This window comes from Paraburkholderia sp. BR10923, from assembly GCF_040948765.1.
Taxonomy (GTDB): domain Bacteria; phylum Pseudomonadota; class Gammaproteobacteria; order Burkholderiales; family Burkholderiaceae; genus Paraburkholderia; species Paraburkholderia youngii.
In genome coordinates this window covers 285,546-306,438 of the sequence record NZ_JBFPKO010000004.1, presented here as the reverse complement: position 1 = coordinate 306,438, position 20,893 = coordinate 285,546, and the positions used below count along the sequence as shown (strand labels likewise).

Sequence of the window (20,893 nt, the reverse complement as noted above, 5' to 3'; positions counted from 1 at the left end):
CGAACGGCGCGGCCCTGCGTGGCGCGTATCGGACTGCATCCACCCGCATCGTGCATTTGTCGCTCGCTTCACCTTTATTTTTTCAGTTAAATAGAGCGCACGCAGTCATGCCGGTGGTGCGCGTTGCCGGGATGGCCAACGCGGACGTCACGCGTTGCTTCGAATAAATATTTCGCGAAGCACAGGAGATCTGGATGAATGCAACGACAGCAGCAAGCGTCGCGGGAAGCCGGCAGAATTCGTGGCGCGCGGTGGCGGCCGCCTCGATCGGCAACGCGCTCGAATGGTTCGACCTCGTGGTCTACGGCTTTTTCGCCGTGACCATCTCCAAGCTGTTTTTTCCGGCCGGCAACGACACCGTGTCGCTGCTACTGACGCTCGGCACCTTCGGCGTGTCGTTCTTCATGCGACCGCTTGGCGCGATCGTGATCGGCGCGTACTCGGACCGCGCCGGGCGCAAGGCGGCGCTCACGCTTTCCATCCTGCTGATGATGAGCGGCACGCTGATCATCGCGATTCTGCCGACCTATCAGAGCATCGGTCTCGCCGCGCCGCTGATCCTCGTGCTCGCGCGGCTGATGCAAGGTTTCTCGGCCGGCGGCGAGTTCGGCAGCGCAACCGCGTTTCTCGCCGAGCACGTGCCGGGGCGGCGCGGCTTCTACGCGAGCTGGCAGATGGCGAGCCAGGGCCTGACGACGCTGCTTGCGGCCGGCTTCGGCGCGTTGCTGACGGGCGGGTTGTCGCCGGAGCAGATGACGTCGTGGGGCTGGCGCGTGCCGTTCTTCTTCGGTCTGCTGATCGGGCCGGTCGCGTTCTACATCCGCACCAGGCTCGACGAGACGCCCGAATTCCTCGCCGCCGAAACGACACAGACGCCGCTGCGCGACACGTTCGCGACGCAGAAGCTGCGGCTCGTGATCGCGATGGGCGTGGTGATCCTCGGGACGGTGTCCTCCTATCTGATGCTGTTCATGCCGACTTATGGCGTGCGGCAACTGGGGCTCGCGCCGTCGGTCGCGTTCGCGGCGATCGCAGTGACGGGTCTGATCCAGATGGTGTTCTCGCCGGTGGCCGGGCATTGGTCGGATCTGCATGGACGCACGCGCATCATGCTCGGCGCGGCCGTGCTGCTGTTCGTGCTCGTCTATCCGGCGTTCGCGTTCCTGATCGCGCATCCGAGTTTCGGCACGCTGATCGTGTGGCAGATCGTGTTCGGCTTTCTCGTCAGCGGCTACTTCGGCGCGACGCCGGGCCTATTGTCGGAGATCTTCCCGGTGCAGACGCGCACGACCGGCATGTCGCTCGCGTATAACATCGCGGTGACGATTTTCGGCGGCTTCGGGCCGTTCATCATCGCGTGGCTGATCAGCGTGACCGGCTCGAAGGCGGCGCCGAGCTACTACATGATGTTTGCCGCGCTGCTGAGCATCGCGGCGCTGATTGGCGCGCGGCGCAAGCTGGGGTTTCGCTAAGTTCGAGGCGGTAGCGACCGCGCACGGCGTAAGCGCAAAAGGCCGATTCGACAGAACCGGCCTTTTTTATTCGCGCAATCCTCAGCGACTACGTGTGCATCAAACCTGCGCGCCAGCGTTCGGATCGTCCGGATTGTGGCTTTCTTTCTTTTCCTTGATCAGGTCCTCGCGCTTGACGCCGAACCACATCGCGAGCGCCGCGGCGACGAATACCGACGAGTAGATACCGAACAGAATACCGACCGTCAGCGCGAGCGCGAAGAAGTGCAGCGTCGGCCCGCCGAACAGGAACATCGACAGCACCATCATCTGCGTGCAGCCGTGCGTGATGATGGTACGCGACATCGTGCTGGTGATTGCGTGGTTGATCACTTCGATCACGCTCATCTTGCGTTCGCGGCGGAAGGTTTCGCGAATCCGGTCGAAGATAACCACCGACTCGTTGACCGAATAGCCGAGCACCGCGAGCACCGCGGCCAGCACCGACAGCGAGAACTCCCACTGGAAGAACGCGAAGAAGCCGAGAATGATCACGACGTCGTGCAAGTTCGCGATCACGCCGGCGACCGCGTACTTCCATTCGAAGCGGAACGATAGATAGATGACGATACCGACCACCACGCACGCGAGCGCGAGCAGACCGTCGGTAGCGAGTTCCTTGCCGACCTGCGGACCGACGAACTCGACGCGCTGCAACTGCACCTCGGGCGTATCGGCCTTCAGCGCGCTCATCACCTGCTCGCTCTGCTGTGCGGACGTGAGGCCCGGCTTCAGCGGCAGACGGATCAGCACGTCGCGCGCGGTGCCGAAGTTCTGCACCTGCGCGTCGGCATAGCCGAGCTTGCCGAGCGTGGCACGCACCGGGTCGAGCGGCACCGCGCCCGGATACTGAACCTCGATCACCGTACCGCCGGTGAATTCCACCGACAGATGCAGCCCGCGATGCACGAGGAAGAACACCGCGGCGAGGAAAGTGATCAGCGAGATCGCGTTGAAGATCAACGCGCGCTGCATGAACGGGATGTCTTTGCGGAAACGGAAAAATTCCATGGTCTTGTTCTCCGGGACTCAGCGGGATGAACCCGGTTTCTGCGGCGTCGAGCCATTCGACGTCGGCGTGCCCGGCGCATTGCGGCGGCGCACGGTCGGCTTCGTGCGACCCTGCGCGCCGGCTGCGGCCGGTGCCTTCGAGCTTGCCTTCGCGCTCGCCTTCGCCGTGGCGATGGCCTGCGCGGTGTCGGTCGCGGCGTCGCTGCTGCCGAGGGAACCGGCGTAAGCAGCCGAGCCGGCGACTGCCGCTTGCGGACGCCACACCTGGCCGATCGACAGCGACTTCAGCTTCTTCTTGCCGCCGTACCAGAAGTTGACGAGACCGCGCGAGAAGAACACCGCCGAGAACATCGACGTCAGAATGCCGATACAGTGGACGATCGCGAAACCGCGCACCGGACCCGAGCCGAACGCGAGCAGCGCGAGGCCGGCGATCAGCGTGGTGACGTTCGAGTCGAGAATCGTCGCCCATGCGTGCGCGTAGCCGTTCTGGATGGCCAGTTGCGGCGGCGCGCCGTGGCGCAGTTCTTCACGCACGCGCTCGTTGATCAGCACGTTCGCGTCGATCGCCATACCGAGCGCGAGCGCGATAGCGGCGATACCCGGCAGGGTGAGGGTGGCCTGCAGCATCGACAGCACCGCCACCAGCAACAGCAGGTTCACGGACAGGCCGATCATCGAGATCACGCCGAACAGCATGTAGTACGCGATCATGAACACGGCGATCGCCGCGAAGCCCCACACGACCGAGTGGAAGCCCTTCTTGATGTTGTCGGCGCCGAGGCTCGGGCCGATCGTGCGTTCCTCGATGATTTCCATCGGCGCGGCGAGCGAACCGGCGCGCAGCAACAGCGCGAGGTCGGCGGCCGCTTGCGGGGTCGGCTGGCCGGTGATCTGGAAGCGGTCGCCCAGTTCCGACTGGATGGTCGCGACCGTCAGCACTTCGCCCTTGCCGCGCTCGAACAGCACCATCGCCATCGGCTTGCCGATGTTGTCGCGCGACACCGCGCGCACCGCGCGGCCGCCGGCCGAGTCGAGACGGATGTTGACCGACGGGCGCTGATGCTCGTCGAAGCCCGCCGATGCGTCGATGATGCGGTCGCCGGTGAAGATCACCTGCTTGCGCAGCAGCACCGGTGCCTGGTTGCCTTGCGTGAACAGCTCATCGCCCGGCGGCACCGGGTCGTTCGGGTTCGGATGCGTGTTGACCGGGTCGGCGAGGCGCGCTTCGAGCGTCGCCGTGCGGCCGATGATGTCCTTCGCCTTCGCGGTGTCCTGCACGCCCGGCAGCTCGACGACGATACGGTCCGCGCCCTGCTGCTGGATCACCGGCTCGGCCACGCCGAGTTCGTTCACGCGGTTATGCAGCGTCGTGATGTTCTGCTTGAGCGCAGCGTCCTGCACCGCGCGCTGCACGGCCGGCGTGAAGGTACCGACCAGCTGCACGCCGCCGTCCGCGCCGGCGTTCGGCTGCGAGGTCCACTGGAGTTCGCTGACGCCGCGGCCGAGCAGCTTGAGTGCCGCGTCCGCCGTGGCCTGATCGGCCAGATTCACAACCACCGACTGGTTCACGCGATTCACGCCGCCGTCGCGGACGTTGTTGTCGCGCAGCAGCGTGCGCACGTCCGAGGCGTCCGAATCGAGCTTCTTGTTCAGTGCGCCGGCCATGTCGACCTGCAGCAGGAAGTGCACGCCGCCGCGCAGGTCCAGACCGAGATACATCGGCAGTGCGCGCAGGGCGGTCATCCAGGTCGGCGATGCGCTTTGCAGGTTCAGTGCGACGATGTATTGCGGATCGTTCGGATCGCTATTGAGCGACTTCTGCAGCAGGTCTTTGACGCGCAACTGCGTGTCCGTGTCCGTCAGGCGCACGCGGATGTTCGCGTTGGTCTGCGAGTTGTCGAACGTGACCGCGGTCGGCTTGATCTGATTGCCCGCGAGCGCGGCTTCGACCGACGCCAGCGTGGTGGCGTCGAGCCTGACCGTGGCCTTGCCGCTCGACACCTGCACCGCCGGCGCTTCGCCGTACAGATTGGGCAGCGTGTACACGAGGCCGATGACCAGAGCCACCAGCATCACGGCGTATTTCCAGAGGGGGTAGCGATTCATGAGTGGTCCAACGGGAAGGTTGGCTTGGATGCGATGCGTCCGGCGATGAGCGCGGGCCGTTCAGCGAAGTGCCTGAACCGCCGGCGAGGCCGCGCCGGACGCGAGGAGTGCAGGCCTTACAGCGACTTGATCGTGCCCTTCGGGAGAATTGTCGTGACCGACGCCTTCTGCACGGTGATTTCCGTGCCTTCCGAGATTTCGATGCCGACGTAGGCTTCGCCCACCTTCGTCACCTTGCCGACGATGCCGCCGTTCGTCACGACTTCATCGCCCTTGGCCATCGCTGCGAGCATGTTGCGATGTTCCTTCTGACGCTTCATTTGCGGGCGAATCATGATGAAGTACAGCACGCCGAACATCAGGATCAGCGGCAGGAAGCTCATCAGGTTCGATTCGACACCACCTGCTGCAGCGCCTTGGGCGAAGGCATTGGAAATGAACGACACGTTGGTCTCTCCGTTATTGGTCAAACAAACGAACAAAAAATCAGCCGATTATTCTACCACCGGCCATACGCACGCCGGCACGGCGAATCGGCTTTGCGATCAACCGTTTAAAGGTCCGACGCGGGGCAAATTCAGCGGTCAGCGAAAGCAAATTGTAGGTTGTCCGCGTGCGGCATAGGCAGTCTTCAGTGGCATTCGCCTACCGGGCCGTCAGGACGACGGTTCGACGCCGCGCGCCCGGTCTTCGTGGAAGCGCTTGCGGAACGCGTCGAACAGCCTCGCCTCGATCGCATCGCGCATTTCCTGCATCAGTTCGAGGTAGTAGTGCAGGTTGTGGATCGTGTTCAGCTGCGCGCCGAGGATTTCGCCGACGCGATGCAGGTGGTGCAGATAGCCCCGCGTGAAGTTGCGGCAGGTGTAGCAGCCGCATTGCTCGTCGAGCGGGCGCAGCGAGTTCCTGTGCGTCGCATTGCGGATCTTGATGTCGCCGAAGCGCGTGAACAGCCAGCCGTTGCGCGCGTTGCGCGTCGGCATCACGCAGTCGAACATATCGACGCCGGCCGCGACGCCGGCCACCAGGTCTTCCGGCGTGCCGACGCCCATCAGGTAGTGCGGCTTGTTGGCCGGCAGCTTCGGGCCGATATGGTTCAGGACCCTCATCATGTCTTCCTTCGGCTCGCCGACCGACAGACCGCCGATCGCGAGGCCGTGGAAGTTCTTCTCGGCGAGACCGGCGAGCGACTCGTCGCGCAAGTCCTCGAACATGCCGCCCTGCACGATGCCGAACAGCGCATTCGGATTGCCGAGGCGCTGGAATTCGTCGATCGAGCGCTGGGCCCAGCGCATCGACATACGCATCGATTCAGCGGCTTCCTTGTGCGAGGTCGGGATGTTGTTGGTCGCGTACGGCGTGCATTCGTCGAACTGCATCACGATGTCCGAGTTCAGCACCTTCTGGATTTGCATCGACACTTCCGGCGACAGGAACAGCCGGTCGCCGTTGATCGGCGACGCGAACGTGACGCCGTCCTCGGTGATCTTGCGCAGATCGCCGAGCGAGAACACCTGGAAGCCGCCCGAGTCGGTCAGGATCGGCTTCTTCCAGCCCATGAAGCCGTGCAGGCCGCCGTGCGCCTCGATCGTTTCGAGGCCGGGGCGCAGCCACAGATGAAACGTATTGCCGAGGATGATCTGCGCGTGCATTTCGTCGAGCTCGCGCGGCTGGACTGCCTTCACCGTGCCGTAGGTGCCGACCGGCATGAAGATCGGCGTCTCGACCACGCCGTGGTTGAGCGTGACGCGGCCGCGGCGCGCGAGGCCGTCGGTGCCGAGCAGTTCGAATTTGAGGCCATTCTCCGGACGCTCGTGGGCAGGATGCTGCGAGGGATGACCAAGGGTCATGGGGATCACTCCTGTGCTACCGGAAGACAGTCCGGCGCAAACAATGAAAACCGCCACGAAGGATCGCGGCGGCTAGGAAAACTGCCAATACGCTGAAGCAGTGCTCGAACCGGCTCAGGCATCGCGCCGCGTCAGCAGCATCGCGTCACCGTAGCTGAAAAAGCGATAACGCTCGTCGATCGCATGACGATACGCGGCGCGAATCGTCTCGACGCCCGCGAACGCCGACACCAGCATCAGCAGCGTCGACTTCGGCAAATGGAAGTTCGTGACCAGCCGGTCGACCACGCGGAAGCGGTAGCCCGGCGTGATGAAGATGTCGGTCTCCGCGCTCGCCGCGGTGAGCGGATGGCCGGCCGCTTCGGCGTCGCGCGCGGCGGCTTCGAGCGCGCGCATCGACGTGGTGCCGACCGCGATCACGCGGTTGCCGCGCGCTTTGGTCGCAGCGATCCTGTCCGCCAGCTCTTGCGGCAGGTGATACCACTCGCTGTGCATCTTGTGCTCGGCGATGTTTTCGACCCGCACCGGCTGGAATGTGCCCGCGCCGACGTGCAGCGTCAGCGTCGCGCGTTCGATGCCGAAGGCGTCGAGCCTCGCGAGCAGCGCGTCGTCGAAGTGCAGGCCGGCGGTCGGCGCGGCGACCGCGCCCGGGTTCTGCGCGAATACGGTCTGATAGCGGGTTTCGTCGGTCGCGTCGGGATCGTGCTCGATGTACGGCGGCAGCGGCAGACGGCCGTATTGCTCGATCAGCGTCAGGCAGTCGTCGGGGAAATGCAGCGTGTAGAACTGATCGACGCGCTCGCCGACTGTGACGTCGAACGCATCGGCGAGACGGATCGTCGTGCCCGCCTGCGGGCTCTTGCTCGCGCGGATCTGCGCAAGCGCGCTGCGCTCGCCGGTCAGGCGCTCGACCAGCACTTCAATCTTGCCGCCGCTCGCCTTCTGGCCGAAGAAGCGCGCCTTCAGCACTTTGGTATCGTTGAAGACCAGCAGATCGCCCGGCGCGAGGCACTCGGGCAATTCGGTGAAGCGGCGGTCGATCAGGCGCGCGGCGCCGTCGGCGGCGCCCGCGGCGTCCACGTCGAGCAGACGGCTTGCGCTGCGCTCGGGCAGCGCGACTTGCGCGATCAGCTCGGGCGGCAGATCGAAATCGAAATCGGAAAGCGTAAACATGCGAACGACTGGAAGCGGATTGGTACTGATTTGGGACTGAATTGAGCCGAAGCCGGAGCCGGGCGGCTATGATGGCGGGACGCCGAAGCGGCCCGCGTGCGCGTTGAGCCGCATCTTGCCCACGCTGGATGCGCGCAGAGCGGCACGTTTTTTTCGACAGCAGCCGATATTGTACTTGCGAAGCAGCCCATGCCTTTGTCCGACCGCCGATCGTCCGTTGCCACCCTCGAAGCGGGCGCCGAGCCGCGGCGCCGCGGTGCGCGAGCGGAGGCGGGGGAACGGGAGGCGGCAGAAGGTCGCGCGCAAGGCGGCATGATCGCCGCAGGCCATGATGCCGGGCGCGACAGCGACCCGGCCAGCGGCGACAAGCCCGCCGCCAAAACCAGAGCCACGGGGAAAGCGGCCGCCAAACCTGCAGCCAAAGCCCCCGTCAAAACCGCCGACAAGCTCGCCAAACTCGGCCTCACACGCGACATCGACCTCGTGCTGCATTTGCCGATGCGCTACGAAGACGAAACCTCGCTGACGCCGATCGGTCACCTGCTGCCCGGCGGCATCGCGCAAACCGAAGGCGTCGTATTCGACAACGAGATCGCCTATCGCCCGCGCCGGCAGCTGCTCGTGAAGCTGCGCGACGCCGACGGCGACGAACTGGTGCTCCGCTTTCTGAATTTCTACGGCTCGCAGGTCAAGCAGATGGCGCTCGGCGCGCGCCTGCGCGTGCGTGGCGACGTGCGCGGCGGCTTCTTCGGCATGGAGATGGTGCATCCGACCGTGCGCGTCGTCGATGAAGACACGCCGCTGCCGCAGGCGCTGACGCCGGTCTATCCGAGCACCGCGGGCGTGTCCCAGGCGTATCTGCGCAAGGCGATCGACAACGCGCTCGCGCGCACGTCGCTGCCGGAGCTGCTGCCCGCGCCGGTCGCACGCGCGTTTCTCGACCCGCTCGGCGTGCCGGCGCTGATGGACGCGGTGCGCACGCTGCATCACCCGGACGCGCAGTCGGACGAAACGGCGCTGATCGACGGCACGCATCCAGCGTGGGTGCGCATCAAGTTCGAGGAGCTGCTCGCGCAGCAGATGTCGCTCAAGCGCGCGCACGACGAGCGGCGCAACCGCGCCGCGCCGGCGATGCCGCGCCGCAAGCTCGGCGACGAATCCGCGCTGGTCGCGCGTCTGTTGAAGGCGCTGCCGTTTTCGCTGACGGCCGCGCAGCAGCGCGTCGGCGGCGAGATCGCGCTCGATCTGACGCAGCCGCATCCGATGCAGCGCCTGTTGCAGGGCGACGTCGGCAGTGGCAAGACGATCGTCGCGGCGCTCGCCGCCGCGCAGGCGATCGACGCCGGCTACCAGGCCGCGCTGATGGCGCCGACCGAAATCCTCGCCGAGCAGCACGCGCGCAAGTTGCGCGGCTGGCTCGAGCCGCTCGGCGTGAATGTCGCGTGGCTCGCGGGCAGTCTGAAGACGAAGGAGAAGCGCGCCGCGATCGAAGCGGCCGCGCTCGGCACCGCGCAGCTGGTGATCGGCACGCACGCGATCATCCAGGACGCGGTCGACTTCGCGCGCCTCGGGCTCGTGATCGTCGACGAACAGCATCGCTTCGGAGTCGCGCAACGGCTCGCGCTGCGCGCGAAGGCGCGGGGCGCCGCCGACGGCGCGTCCGACTTCCAGCCGCATCAATTGATGATGTCCGCGACGCCGATTCCGCGCACGCTCGCGATGACCTACTACGCGGACCTCGACGTCTCCACGATCGACGAACTGCCGCCGGGCCGCACCCCGATCCTCACGAAGCTCGTGTCCGACGCGCGCCGCGAAGAGGTGATCGGCCGCGTGCGCGAGGCGGCGCTGACGGGGCGTCAGGTGTACTGGGTGTGTCCGCTGATCGAGGAAAGCGAGACGCTGCAGCTGCAAACCGCGGTCGAGACCTACGAGACGCTCGTGGCCGCGCTGCCCGAGCTGAGGGTCGGCCTCGTGCACGGGCGCCTCGCGCCCGCCGAAAAGGCCACGGTGATGGACGCGTTCTCGCGCAACGAGATCCAGCTGCTGGTCGCGACCACGGTGATCGAGGTGGGCGTCGACGTGCCGAACGCGTCGTTGATGGTGATCGAGCACGCGGAGCGCTTCGGTCTCGCGCAACTGCATCAGCTGCGCGGACGGGTGGGGCGCGGCAGCGCCGCGTCGGTCTGCGTGCTGCTGTACACCGGACCGCTGTCGATGACCGCCCGCGCGCGCCTGCAAACGATGCGCGAAACCACCGACGGCTTCGAGATCGCCCGCCGCGACCTCGAAATCCGCGGACCCGGCGAGTTCCTCGGCGCGCGGCAGTCGGGCGCGGCGATGCTGCGTTTCGCCGACCTGCAAAACGATCAGCACCTGATCGAGCCCGCGCGCGAAGCCGCCGCCACACTGCTGGACCAGTATCCGGACGTAGTCATCCAGCATCTGGCGCGCTGGCTCGGCGCGCGCGAGCAATATCTGAAAGCCTGAGCGCGAGGCCACCGCCACGAACGGAACGGCTAAAAGGTTGGCGAACCGACCCTATAGGTGTATAACTAGAACCTATCGAATCTATCGCACTGATTGATCCCCGAATGACGCTCACCGAATTGAAATACATCGTGGCGGTGGCCCGCGAGCGGCACTTCGGCCGGGCCGCCGAAGCGTGTTTCGTCAGCCAGCCCACGCTGTCCGTCGCCATCAAGAAGCTCGAAGACGAGCTGAACGTGCAGATTTTCGAGCGCGGCACGAGCGAGGTCAGCGTCACGCCGATCGGCGAACAGATCGTCACGCAGGCGCAACGCGTGCTTGAGCAGACGCTCGCGATCAAGGAAATCGCCAAGCAGGGCAAGGACCCGCTGGTCGGTCCGCTGCGCCTCGGCGTGATCTACACGATCGGGCCGTACCTGCTGCCCACCCTCGTCAAGCAGATGATCCAGCGCGTGCCGCAGATGCCGCTGATGCTGCAGGAAAATTACACGCTGAAGCTGATCGAACTGCTCAAGCAGGGCGAAATCGACGTCGCGATCATGGCGCTGCCATTTCCCGAAACCGGGCTGATGCTGCGCCCGCTGTACGACGAGCCGTTCGTCGTTGCGCTGCCGTCCGGTCACGCGTGGGAAAGCCGCTCGAAGATCGACCCTGACGATCTGAAGCAGGAAACCATGCTGCTGCTCGGCAGCGGCCACTGCTTCCGCGATCATGTCCTCGGCGTATGCCCCGAGCTGATGCGCTTTTCGCAGAATGCGGACGGCATCCAGAAGACCTTCGAAGGTTCGTCGCTCGAAACGATTCGTCATATGGTCGCGAGCGGCGTCGGCATTACCGTGCTGCCGCGCATGTCGGTGCACGAGGTCAAGCCGCATGCGGGCGGTATCGACGCGGGCCTGCTCAGCTACGTCGCGTTCGACGAGCCGGTGCCCGATCGCCGCGTCGTGCTGGCGTGGCGCAAGAGCTTCACGCGCATGCCAGCGATCGATGCGATCTGCGAGGCAATCGCCGCGTGCGAGCTGCCGGGCGTCAAAAAACTCGATCTGCCCGCTGCCGTCAACTAACGCGCGGTCATCCCGCAGCCGCGCCGGATCACGGCGCGGCCTGCCGCCAAAAAGGGCGCGAGCCCTATCGAATAGATTAAATTAATCAAATACGAATACTCGATAGCTATTGCTATAGTTTCCTCCATGGATCGCCCGATCCCCTGATTCGATAAGGCTCAGCCTCCGACTCCCCAGTCGGGGCGTCAGACAAGCCAGGAGGAAAACATCATGCAAGCAGTTTCACAGCCCATCCACGCTTTTCCCGCCCAACCGACCATGACGGCCGCCGCGCCGAGTATCCGCGCGGTCGCGATGTCGTTGCTGGTCGACCGGGTGCTGGCCGCCTGACGCGCCTAGCCATGACGGCGTCCGTCCCGCACGGATGCCGCGCGATTTCCTCTGATCCAACAAAACCACGCAGGAGTGCTCATGTCCGAACGTAAGCTCACCAATGCCGCCGGCGCGCCCGTCGCCGATAACCAGAACTCGATGACCGCCGGCCCGCGCGGCCCGGTGGTACTGCAGGATGTCTGGCTGCTCGAAAAGCTCGCGCACTTCGATCGCGAAGTGATTCCCGAGCGTCGCGTTCACGCGAAGGGTTCGGGTGCGTTCGGCACGCTGACGGTCACGCACGACATCTCGCGCTACACGAAGGCGAAGGTGTTCGCGCAGGTCGGCAAGGAAACATCGCTTTTCATGCGCTTTTCGACGGTGGCCGGCGAGCGTGGCGCGGCCGATGCCGAGCGCGACGTGCGCGGCTTCTCGATCAAGTTCTACACCGAAGAAGGCAACTGGGACGTGGTCGGCAACAACACACCGGTGTTCTTCATCCGCGATCCGCTGAAGTTTCCGGACTTCATTCATACGCAGAAGCGTGATCCGTACACTAACCTGCGTAACAACGTCGCGGCGTGGGATTTCTGGTCGCGTCATCCGGAGTCGCTGCATCAGGTGACGATTCTGATGAGCGATCGAGGGATTCCAAAGAACTACCGGCAGATGCACGGCTTCGGCTCGCACACGTACTCGTTCATCAACGCGAACGACGAGCGTTTCTGGGTCAAGTTCCACTTCAAGTCGCAGCAGGGCATCGAGAACTTCACCGACGCCGAAGCCGCGCAGGTGGTCGCCAATGACCGCGAAAGCGCGCAGCGCGATCTGGTGAACAGCATCGACGCGGGCAACTTCCCGAAGTGGCGCTTCGCGATTCAGGTGATGCCCGAAGCGGATGCGGCGAACTACCGCTTCAACCCGTTCGACATCACGAAGGTGTGGTCGCAGAAGGACTATCCGTTGATCGACGTCGGCACGATCGAGCTGAACTGCAACGCGGCGAACTATTTCGCGGACGTCGAGCAGGCGGCGTTCACGCCGGCCAACGTGGTACCGGGCATCGGCTTTTCGCCGGACCGTCTGTTGCAGGGGCGTCTGTTCTCGTACGGCGATACGCAGCGTTACCGGCTCGGCATCAATCATCATCAGATTCCGGTGAATGCGCCGCGCGTGCCAAACCCGCATTCGTTCCATCGCGACGGCGCGATGCGCACCGACGGCAATCTCGGCGGCAACGTGAATTACGAGCCGAATCGCTTCAGCGACTTCGCGCAGGACGCGAACGCATCGGAGCCACCGCTCGCGGCTGGCGCGGTCGCGCGTTACGAGCATCGCGAGGACGACGACTACTACACGCAGCCGCGCATGCTGTTCGCGCTGTTCGACGACGCGCAGCGTCAGCGTCTGTTCGGCAATATCGCGCGACATATCGACGGTGTGCCGCCGGACATCATCGCGCGTCAGATCGAGCATTTCCGCCGCGCCGATCCGGCTTACGCGGAAGGTGTGATCGCGGCGCTCGCCGCGTTGCAGGAAGGCAGAAACCGCTAGGCGTCCAGTACGCGGCGCATGGCAAGGCAGTAGCACAGTAATCGACGGCGCAGCGCGTTGCTGCGGCCGTCACGAGACGAACCGGGAGTACGATCATGATTCAGATGATGATGGCAAGCATCGGCGGTTCGACCGCCATGCCGAGCATGCAGGTGCAACGGCAGGTGTTGATGCTGCGCAAGGCGATGGGCGTTGCGATGGTCGCGAGCGGCTTTGCGGTAATCGCCGCGCAGGCGTTGCAGCACGCGCTGGGCGGCTAAGCGCTGTACCGTCGGGATGGCGGCGCAGTAAGGCCTCCGGAGCACGTCTTGAGCGAAGCTTGCGGCATTTCACGCTACACTGTCGAACAGTTTTATTCGTGTTTCCGCAGACCGTCATCTGCCGACCGGTTCGTATCACTCTTCGAAGGAGTCATCATGGCCAAGAAAGAAGCCGCAGCAGCCGTACAGCACGTCAACATCGGGATCAGCGACAAGGATCGCAAGAAGATCGCCGAAGGGTTGTCGCGTTTGCTCGCCGACACCTACACGCTGTACCTGAAGACCCACAACTTCCACTGGAACGTCACGGGTCCGATGTTCAACACGCTGCACCTGATGTTCGAAACGCAGTACAACGAACTGGCGCTCGCGGTCGACTCGATCGCCGAACGCATCCGCGCATTGGGCGTGCATGCGCCGGGCACCTACAAGGATTTCGCGAAGCTGTCGTCGATCCCCGAAGCGGACGGTGTGCCGGCCGCGGAAGACATGATCCGCCAACTGGTCGAAGGCCAGGAAGCGGTGGTGCGCACCGCGCGCGCGATCTTCCCGGCGACGGAAGCCGCCAACGACGAGCCGACGGCCGACCTGCTCACGCAACGCATGCAGACGCACGAAAAGACCGCGTGGATGCTGCGCTCGCTGCTCGCGTGATTTGGCGCGGCTAAGCCGGCCAAGTCACGTACGAATGCAGGTGCGGGCAACACCCGCGCCGTGCCAGAAACGCACAAGCCTCCCTGCACGGGAGGCTTTGTTTTTTGCGCCGCCGCCGCGTGATGCAGGGGCGCGAGCGCGAGGCACTTCGATACGCTACCAGATGAATTCAGAGCCACCGTGCGCTTCCCGTAAAATAGGCGCACCGTGTTCGCACTTCACCGAATTCGTCCCATGTTCGCCCGACTTCCCCTGTATCTGCGCCTCGTGCGCATGGACAAGCCGATCGGCAGCCTGCTGCTGCTGTGGCCGACGCTCAACGCACTGTGGATCGCTTCCGGCGGTCATCCGTCGTGGCAATTGCTGGTGATCTTCACGCTCGGCACGGTGCTGATGCGCTCAGCCGGCTGCGCGATCAACGACTACGCGGACCGCGATTTCGACCGCCACGTGAAGCGCACCGAGAACCGGCCGATCACGTCCGGCAAGATCAATGCGTGGGAGGCGGTCGTGCTGGCCACCGTGCTGTCGCTGATCGCTTTTCTGCTGATCCAGCCACTCAATGCGTTGACCAAGGAGTTGTCGGTGGTCGCGCTGTTCGTCGCCGGCACGTATCCGTTCATGAAGCGCTTCTTCGCGATTCCGCAGGCGTATCTGGGCATCGCGTTCGGCTTCGGCATTCCGATGGCGTTCGCCGCGGTGCTGGATCACGTGCCGCTGCTCGCATGGGTGATGCTGGTCGCGAACATCTTCTGGGCCGTTGCGTACGACACCGAATACGCGATGGTGGATCGCGACGACGACATCAAGATCGGCATCCGCACGTCGGCGCTGACTTTCGGTCGCTTCGACGTGGCTGCGGTCATGCTCTGTTACGCGGTGACGCTGGGGATTTACGTCGGCATCGGCCTGACGCTCGGGTTTGGTCTGCTGTACTGGCTCGGCTGGGCGGTCGCGGTGGGTTGCGCGATCTATCACTACACGCTGATCCGCAATCGCGAGCGCATGCCGTGCTTTGCCGCGTTCCGTCACAACAACTGGCTCGGCGGCGCGTTGTTCGCGGGGATTGCCGCGCATTACGCGGTGACCTCGTTTTAATTCGCGTCCGCGCTTTTCTGGCTTCAAAACGCTGGTGTTTCTACACGCCGTAGCGCGCGTGCCCTTAATTAGAAAAGGCAGGCGCGCTACGGCGTGTTAGTTTCCGCTGATTCTTTTCGACGCCGGTTCGCGTTACTGCTTGCCGAACTCGTCGCCCATCTCGCGCGCCCGTGCATCGGCGGCCAGTGCGCCCCGCACGATCGCGTCCTTGATGCCGCTCGCGTCGAACGAGGCGAGCGCTGCCGCGGTCGTGCCGCCTTTCGAGGTCACGCGCTCGCGCAGCACGCTCGGCGGTTCGTCGGAATTGGCCGCGAGTTGCGCGGCGCCCGTGAACGTCGCGACCGCGAGCGCGCGGCCCTGTGCTTCATCCATGCCGAGTTGGCGCGCGGCTTCCTGCAGCGCTTCGATGAAATAGAACACGTAGGCCGGCCCGCTGCCCGAGATCGCAGTGACCGCGTCGATCTTCGCTTCGTCGTCGAACCAGACGGTTTCGCCGACCGCGCCGAGCACCTGCGACGCGAGCGCGCGGCCCGCTTCGTCGACGCTGCCGCTCGCGACGAGACCCGTCACGCCCATGCCGATCAGCGCCGGCGTATTCGGCATCACGCGCACGATGCGGCTATGGCCATTCAGCCAGCGCGACATGTCGCCGATGCGAATGCCCGCGACGATGCTGACGATCAGTTGCGACGCGCGCAGATGCGCCGCCAGCGTCTCGGCGACGCTCTTCAGGATCTGCGGCTTCACCGCGAGCACGACCGCGTCGTAGTCGGCGAGCGTGCCGTCGGCGGCCGCGCCGGTGCGGATGCCGAATTGCTGCTCGTTGCGCTTGCGCGCGTCTTCGTTCGGATCGATCGCATATAGGTCAGCGGGCGCGGCGCCCCGCTTGATGAGGCCGCCGATCAACGCCGCGGCCATGTTGCCGCCGCCGATAAACGCAATTTTCATGATGGTCCGGATAGCTTCAGATGAGATGCGGTGAGGGCTTCGCGCAGCCAGGTTCGCGCAAGGCCCGTGGAAAAGCTCAGTGCGAGTAATCGCGTGCGCCGAAGATCGCGGTGCCGACGCGCACGATCGTCGCGCCTTCGAGCACGGCGGCTTCGAGATCGGCCGACATGCCCATCGACAACGTATCGAGCTCGAGCCCGTCGTTACACAAGCGCTCGAACAGCTCGCGCAATTTGCGATGCGGCGCGCGCTGTTCTTCGAGATCGCCGCCCGGTTCCGGAATCGACATCAGTCCGCGCAGCTTCAGCTTTGGCAGTGCGGCGATCTGGTGCGCGATGGCGGCCGCCTCGTCGGGCGCAACGCCGCTCTTCGACGCCTCGCCGCTGACGTTGACCTGCAGGCAGACGTTGAGCGGCGGCAGGTTGTCGGGGCGCTGCTCCGACAGCCGCTGTGCGATCTTCAGCCGATCGACCGAATGCACCCAGTCGAAATGCTCGGCAACGGGGCGCGTCTTGTTCGATTGCAGCGGCCCGATGAAATGCCATTCGAGCGATGCGCGCAGATCGGCGAGCGTCTGGATCTTGTCGAGTGCTTCCTGCACGTAGTTCTCGCCGAATGCGCGCTGACCGGCCGCATGAGCGGCGCGCACGGCATCGGCGGGAAACGTCTTGGAGACCGCGAGCAGCATCACGGACTGCGCATCGCGGCCGGCCGCTTGCGCGGCGCGGGCGATGCGCTCGTGCACGTCGACGAGACTCTGAGCGAAGTGGTCGGAGAAACGGTGAGGCAGATCGGACATGGAACGAACCGGTGTTCAGCGAAGACGATGCCCCGATTATACGGACAGCATGTGCTCGACCAATTCGATCCAGTGCGCGACCGGCGTCGACGTGCCGCTTTGCAGATGCGCGATGCAACCGACGTTCGCCGACACGATCACCTGCGGCTCCTGCGCCTGCAAACGCTCGAGCTTCTGGTCGCGCAGCGCGTACGACAGGCGCGGCTGCAGCAGCGAGTAGGTGCCGGCCGAGCCGCAGCACAGATGGCTGTCGGTGGGGAGGCGCACTTCGAGACCGAGCGCGCTGAGCAGTTGCTCGACTTTGCCGCGAATCTGCTGGCCATGCTGCAGCGTGCAGGGCGGATGAAACGCGACCGTGTGCACCGAGCGGCGGCGCGTGATCGCGACGAGCCGTTCTTCGAACTCGGGCAGGATTTCGGAGACGTCGCGCGTCAACTCGACGATGCGGCGCGCCTTCTCCGCATACTCGGGATCGAGGCGCAGCAGGTGCGCGTATTCCTTGACCGTCGCACCGCAGCCCGACGCGTTCATTACGATCGCTTCAACGCCCTGTTCGACGTAGGGCCACCATGCGTCGATGTTCGCGCGCACGTCGTCGAGTGCTTCTTCGTTGTAGCCGAGGTGCAGGCGGATCGCGCCGCAGCAGCCGGCTTCGGGCGCGATCAGCGTTTCGATACCGAGCGCGTCGAACACGCGCGCGGTCGCGATGTTGACGTTCGGCATCATCGACGGTTGCACGCAGCCCGCGAGCATCAGCACCTTGCGTTCGTGTGTCGCGCTCGGCCATTCGAGCGGGCGTTGACGCGCAGGGACCTTGTCGCGCAGCTTCTTCGGCAGCAGGCCGCGCACATGCTGGCCCAGCCGCATCGCGGGCGTGAAGATCGCGCTGTTCGGCAGCACGCTCGCGAGCAGCCGCCGCATCAGCCGCTGATTGAGCGGACGCGTGACCTTCTCTTCGGTGAGCTTGCGGCCGATTTCGACGAGCCGCCCGTATTGCACGCCGGACGGGCACGTCGTTTCGCAGTTGCGGCAGGTCAGGCAGCGGTCCAGGTGTACCTGGGTGCTGCGCGTGACCGGCGCGCCTTCGACCATCTGCTTGATCAGATAGATGCGCCCGCGCGGGCCGTCGAGCTCGTCGCCGAGCAGTTGATAGGTCGGGCAGGTGGCCGTGCAGAAACCGCAATGCACGCATTTGCGCAGGATGGCGTCCGCTTCGTTGCCATCAGGGGTATTGCGAATGAAGTCCGCGAGGTTGGTTTGCATCGCGTCGCTCAGAAGTCGGGGTAGAGACGGCCGCGGTTGAAGATGCGGGCCGGGTCGAATGCATGTTTGAGGCCGCGATGGATTTTCATCAACGGCGCGGGCAGCGGTGTGAATACGCCGGCGCTGCGGTCGTAGCCGTGGCCGCTGCGGAAAATGGTTGCGTGGCCGCCGGCCTGCTTCGCGCTGATGCGCACGGTTTGCGCGTCGGTGTCGGTGATCCACCAACGCTGGCCGCCGCCCCATTCCATCAGTTGCGCGCCGGGCAGTTGCAGCGGCTCGGTGATCGACGGCAGCGCGAGACGCCAGAGCGCGGCCTTCGGCGGAATGCTTGCAAAGAACGAGTCGGTCTGTTCGCGCAGGCCGCCCCAGAAGCGCTCGGCTTCGACCGCATCGACGACTTCGCCACCGAGCCCGGTGCGCGCGGCCTTGACCGCGGCCTCCGCGCCGCCCAGGCGCACCGCGAGCGTGCCGTTGCGCCATGCGCTGGCGGTGATGGGCAGCGGCCGGCCGCCCCATTCGTTGAGCTTGCGTACCGCGTCGGTGCCATTCATGTCGAATTTCAGCGTGGCTTCGGCCTGCGGGCGCGGCAGCACTTTGACCGACAGCTCGAGGATCAGCCCGAGCGTGCCGAGCGAGCCCGCGAGCAGCCGCGACACGTCGTAACCCGCGACGTTCTTGACGACCTGGCCGCCGAAGTGCAGCACCTGGCCCTGGCCGTTCATCACGACGGCGCCGAGCACGAAGTCGCGCGCGGCGCCGACGGCCGGCCGGCGCGGCCCGGAAATGCCCGCGGCGATGCAGCCGCCGAAGGTGGCCTGCGGACCGAAGTGCGGCGGCTCGAACGCCAGCATCTGGTCGTGTTCGGCGAGCGCGGCTTCGATTTCCAGCAGCGGTGTTCCCGCGCGCGCGGTGATCACGAGCTCGGCCGGATCGTACGCGATGATGCCGCGATAAGCGCGCGTGTCGAGGATCTCACCTTCCAGCGTCTGGCCATACCAGTCCTTGGTGCCGCCGCCACGGATGCGCACCGCGCGTCCCTCGGCGCTGGCCGAGCGCACGCGTTCGGACCATACGGCGACGATGTCGTCCTCTTCCATGGTGTCCTGCTCGTTGTGTTTCGTTTGATTGTACCGGGCGGCGGCTCGCTGGCAAGCCGGAGCGCACCCGCATGACGGGGCGCGGCATCGGTCTGAAGGGGCGGCGCAAATCGCCGTGCAGGCCGCGCCCGCATCGGCGCGGGCGCTGCACACGGTGGCTGCGCGATGCAGACGCCAACCGCTAGAAGCGCGGCAGCTCGGGATGTGGCAGCAGTCCGCCGCGCACGTGCATCTTGCCGTATTCGGCACAGCGCGCCCGCGTCGGAATGCCCTTGTCGGGATTCAACAGACCGGGCGCGTCGAATGCTCGCTTGACCGCGTGGAACGTGTCGCGCTCCTCGGGCGAGAACTGCACGCACATCGAATTGATCTTCTCGATGCCGACGCCATGCTCGCCCGTCACCGTGCCGCCCAGCTCGACGCAAGCTTCGAGGATGTCGGAACCGAACAACTCGGCGCGATGCCACTCGTCCTGGTCGTTGCCGTTGAACAGGATCAGCGGATGCATATTGCCGTCGCCGGCATGGAACACGTTGATGCAGCGCAGCTGGTACGTTTTCTCCATCTCCTCGATGCGCGCGAGCAGCGGCCCGATACTTCGGCGCGGCACGGTGCCGTCCATGCAGTAGTAGTCCGGCGAGATGCGGCCGGCGGCCGGAAACGCGTTCTTGCGCCCGGACCAGAAGCGCAGGCGCTCGGCCTCCGTGCGCGAAATCTGGATACGGGTAGCGCCGTGCTCGCGCAGCACCGCGGTCATGCGCACGATCTCGGCCGCGACTTCCTCGGGCGTGCCGTCCGATTCGCACAGCAGGATCGCCGCCGCGTCGAGGTCGTAGCCCGCGTTGACGAACTCCTCGACCGCGCGCGTGGCGGGCTTGTCCATCATCTCGAGGCCGGCCGGGATGATGCCCGCCGCAATGATGCCGGCAACGGCGTCGCCGCCTTTGACGACATCGTCGAAGCTGGCCATGATGACCTGCGCCGTTTGCGGCTTCGGGATCAGCTTGACGGTGACCTCGGTGACGATCGCGAACATGCCCTCGCTGCCGATCAGCACCGCGAGCAGATCGAGCCCCGGCGCGTCAGGCGCGAGCGAGCCGAATTCGACGATCTCGCCGTCCATCGTCACCGCGCGCACGCGCAGCACGTTGTGCACGGTGAGGCCGTACTTCAGGCAATGCACGCCGCCCGAATTTTCGGACACGTTGCCGCCAATCGTGCAGGCAATTTGCGACGACGGATCCGGCGCGTAGTAGAGGCCATACGGTGCCGCGGCTTCGGAGATCGCGAGGTTGCGCACGCCCGGCTGCACGGTCGCGATGCGCGCATACGGGTCGACCTCGACGATCTTGCGAAAGCGCGCGAGCGACACCACGACGCCGTGCCGAATCGGCATTGCGCCGCCGGACAACCCGGTGCCCGCGCCGCGCGGCACGATGGGCACATCGAGACGATGGCAGATCTGCACGATGCGCTGCACCTGCGATTCGGTTTCCGGCAACGCGACCGCGAGCGGCAGACGCCGGTACGCGGCGAGGCCGTCGCATTCGTACGCGACGGTATCTTCCTCGCGATACAGCAGACAGTGGGTCGGCAACACAGCCATCAGCGCCTGCACGACTTCGCGCTGACGCTGCGCGAGGACTTCGGCCGACAGTTCAGCGGGTGCGTTCATGTGAGTTGTCTCCTCGTGGCTTGCGCCG

Annotated in this window: 17 protein-coding genes; 7 read left to right on the top strand and 10 right to left on the bottom strand. The window is 65.3% G+C overall.

From position 1 onward, the window contains the following. The first annotated feature begins 194 nt into the window (after nt 1–194). Nucleotides 195–1,472: an MFS transporter gene (locus AB3X94_RS09890; RefSeq protein ID WP_176109525.1), complete on the top strand. Its 1,278-nt coding sequence runs from the start codon at nt 195–197 to the stop codon at nt 1,470–1,472. A gap of 99 nt (nt 1,473–1,571) precedes the next feature. Here the strand turns inward: AB3X94_RS09890 and secF are convergent, their stop codons facing one another. The 5 genes from secF to queA form a co-directional block, all read right to left on the bottom strand. After that, nucleotides 1,572–2,522, bottom strand: coding sequence for a protein translocase subunit SecF (gene secF / locus AB3X94_RS09885; RefSeq protein ID WP_176109524.1), 951 nt, complete (start codon nt 2,520–2,522; stop codon nt 1,572–1,574). 18 nt (nt 2,523–2,540) lie between these two features. Continuing rightward, nucleotides 2,541–4,631, bottom strand: coding sequence for a protein translocase subunit SecD (gene secD / locus AB3X94_RS09880; RefSeq protein ID WP_368611419.1), 2,091 nt, complete (start codon nt 4,629–4,631; stop codon nt 2,541–2,543). Nucleotides 4,632–4,747: 116 nt separating this feature from the next. Beyond that, complete coding sequence (yajC, locus tag AB3X94_RS09875; protein WP_176109522.1) at nt 4,748–5,077, bottom strand: preprotein translocase subunit YajC; 330 nt, start codon at nt 5,075–5,077, stop codon at nt 4,748–4,750. Between the two features lie 210 nt (nt 5,078–5,287). Further along, nucleotides 5,288–6,478: a tRNA guanosine(34) transglycosylase Tgt gene (tgt, locus tag AB3X94_RS09870; protein WP_368611418.1), complete on the bottom strand. Its 1,191-nt coding sequence runs from the start codon at nt 6,476–6,478 to the stop codon at nt 5,288–5,290. A gap of 114 nt (nt 6,479–6,592) precedes the next feature. Continuing rightward, the gene (queA, locus tag AB3X94_RS09865; protein WP_368611417.1) at nt 6,593–7,651 is read right to left on the bottom strand and encodes a tRNA preQ1(34) S-adenosylmethionine ribosyltransferase-isomerase QueA; all 1,059 of its coding nucleotides are present in this window, start codon (nt 7,649–7,651) and stop codon (nt 6,593–6,595) included. A 189-nt stretch (nt 7,652–7,840) separates the two neighbouring features. On the opposite strand from queA, the gene recG reads away from it, so the two are divergent. From recG to ubiA, 6 genes are all read left to right on the top strand, one after another. Continuing rightward, on the top strand, nt 7,841–10,141 hold the full coding sequence (gene recG, locus AB3X94_RS09860) for an ATP-dependent DNA helicase RecG (protein ID WP_368611416.1): 2,301 nt from the start codon (nt 7,841–7,843) through the stop codon (nt 10,139–10,141). Nucleotides 10,142–10,245: 104 nt separating this feature from the next. Then, complete coding sequence (locus tag AB3X94_RS09855; RefSeq protein ID WP_176109518.1) at nt 10,246–11,205, top strand: LysR substrate-binding domain-containing protein; 960 nt, start codon at nt 10,246–10,248, stop codon at nt 11,203–11,205. Between the two features lie 411 nt (nt 11,206–11,616). Beyond that, the gene (locus AB3X94_RS09850; RefSeq protein WP_368611415.1) at nt 11,617–13,071 is read left to right on the top strand and encodes a catalase; all 1,455 of its coding nucleotides are present in this window, start codon (nt 11,617–11,619) and stop codon (nt 13,069–13,071) included. Nucleotides 13,072–13,166: 95 nt separating this feature from the next. After that, on the top strand, nt 13,167–13,331 hold the full coding sequence (locus AB3X94_RS09845) for a hypothetical protein (protein WP_368611414.1): 165 nt from the start codon (nt 13,167–13,169) through the stop codon (nt 13,329–13,331). Between the two features lie 156 nt (nt 13,332–13,487). Beyond that, the gene (locus AB3X94_RS09840) at nt 13,488–13,985 is read left to right on the top strand and encodes a Dps family protein (RefSeq protein ID WP_018431894.1); all 498 of its coding nucleotides are present in this window, start codon (nt 13,488–13,490) and stop codon (nt 13,983–13,985) included. Between the two features lie 234 nt (nt 13,986–14,219). Beyond that, nucleotides 14,220–15,083: a 4-hydroxybenzoate octaprenyltransferase gene (gene ubiA, locus AB3X94_RS09835; protein WP_176109515.1), complete on the top strand. Its 864-nt coding sequence runs from the start codon at nt 14,220–14,222 to the stop codon at nt 15,081–15,083. A 132-nt stretch (nt 15,084–15,215) separates the two neighbouring features. On the opposite strand, the gene proC is transcribed toward ubiA, so the two are convergent. The 5 genes from proC to AB3X94_RS09810 form a co-directional block, all read right to left on the bottom strand. Then, complete coding sequence (proC, locus tag AB3X94_RS09830) at nt 15,216–16,031, bottom strand: pyrroline-5-carboxylate reductase (RefSeq protein WP_368588567.1); 816 nt, start codon at nt 16,029–16,031, stop codon at nt 15,216–15,218. A gap of 76 nt (nt 16,032–16,107) precedes the next feature. Then, nucleotides 16,108–16,830 carry a YggS family pyridoxal phosphate-dependent enzyme gene (locus tag AB3X94_RS09825; RefSeq protein ID WP_176109513.1) on the bottom strand — a complete coding sequence of 241 codons (723 nt, stop codon included), beginning with the start codon at nt 16,828–16,830 and terminating at the stop codon, nt 16,108–16,110. A gap of 36 nt (nt 16,831–16,866) precedes the next feature. After that, nucleotides 16,867–18,093: a glycolate oxidase subunit GlcF gene (gene glcF, locus AB3X94_RS09820; protein ID WP_176109512.1), complete on the bottom strand. Its 1,227-nt coding sequence runs from the start codon at nt 18,091–18,093 to the stop codon at nt 16,867–16,869. 8 nt (nt 18,094–18,101) lie between these two features. Then, nucleotides 18,102–19,190 carry a glycolate oxidase subunit GlcE gene (gene glcE / locus AB3X94_RS09815; RefSeq protein ID WP_018431890.1) on the bottom strand — a complete coding sequence of 363 codons (1,089 nt, stop codon included), beginning with the start codon at nt 19,188–19,190 and terminating at the stop codon, nt 18,102–18,104. A 181-nt stretch (nt 19,191–19,371) separates the two neighbouring features. After that, nucleotides 19,372–20,865, bottom strand: coding sequence for an FAD-linked oxidase C-terminal domain-containing protein (locus AB3X94_RS09810; RefSeq protein WP_368611413.1), 1,494 nt, complete (start codon nt 20,863–20,865; stop codon nt 19,372–19,374). Nucleotides 20,866–20,893 lie beyond the last annotated feature (28 nt).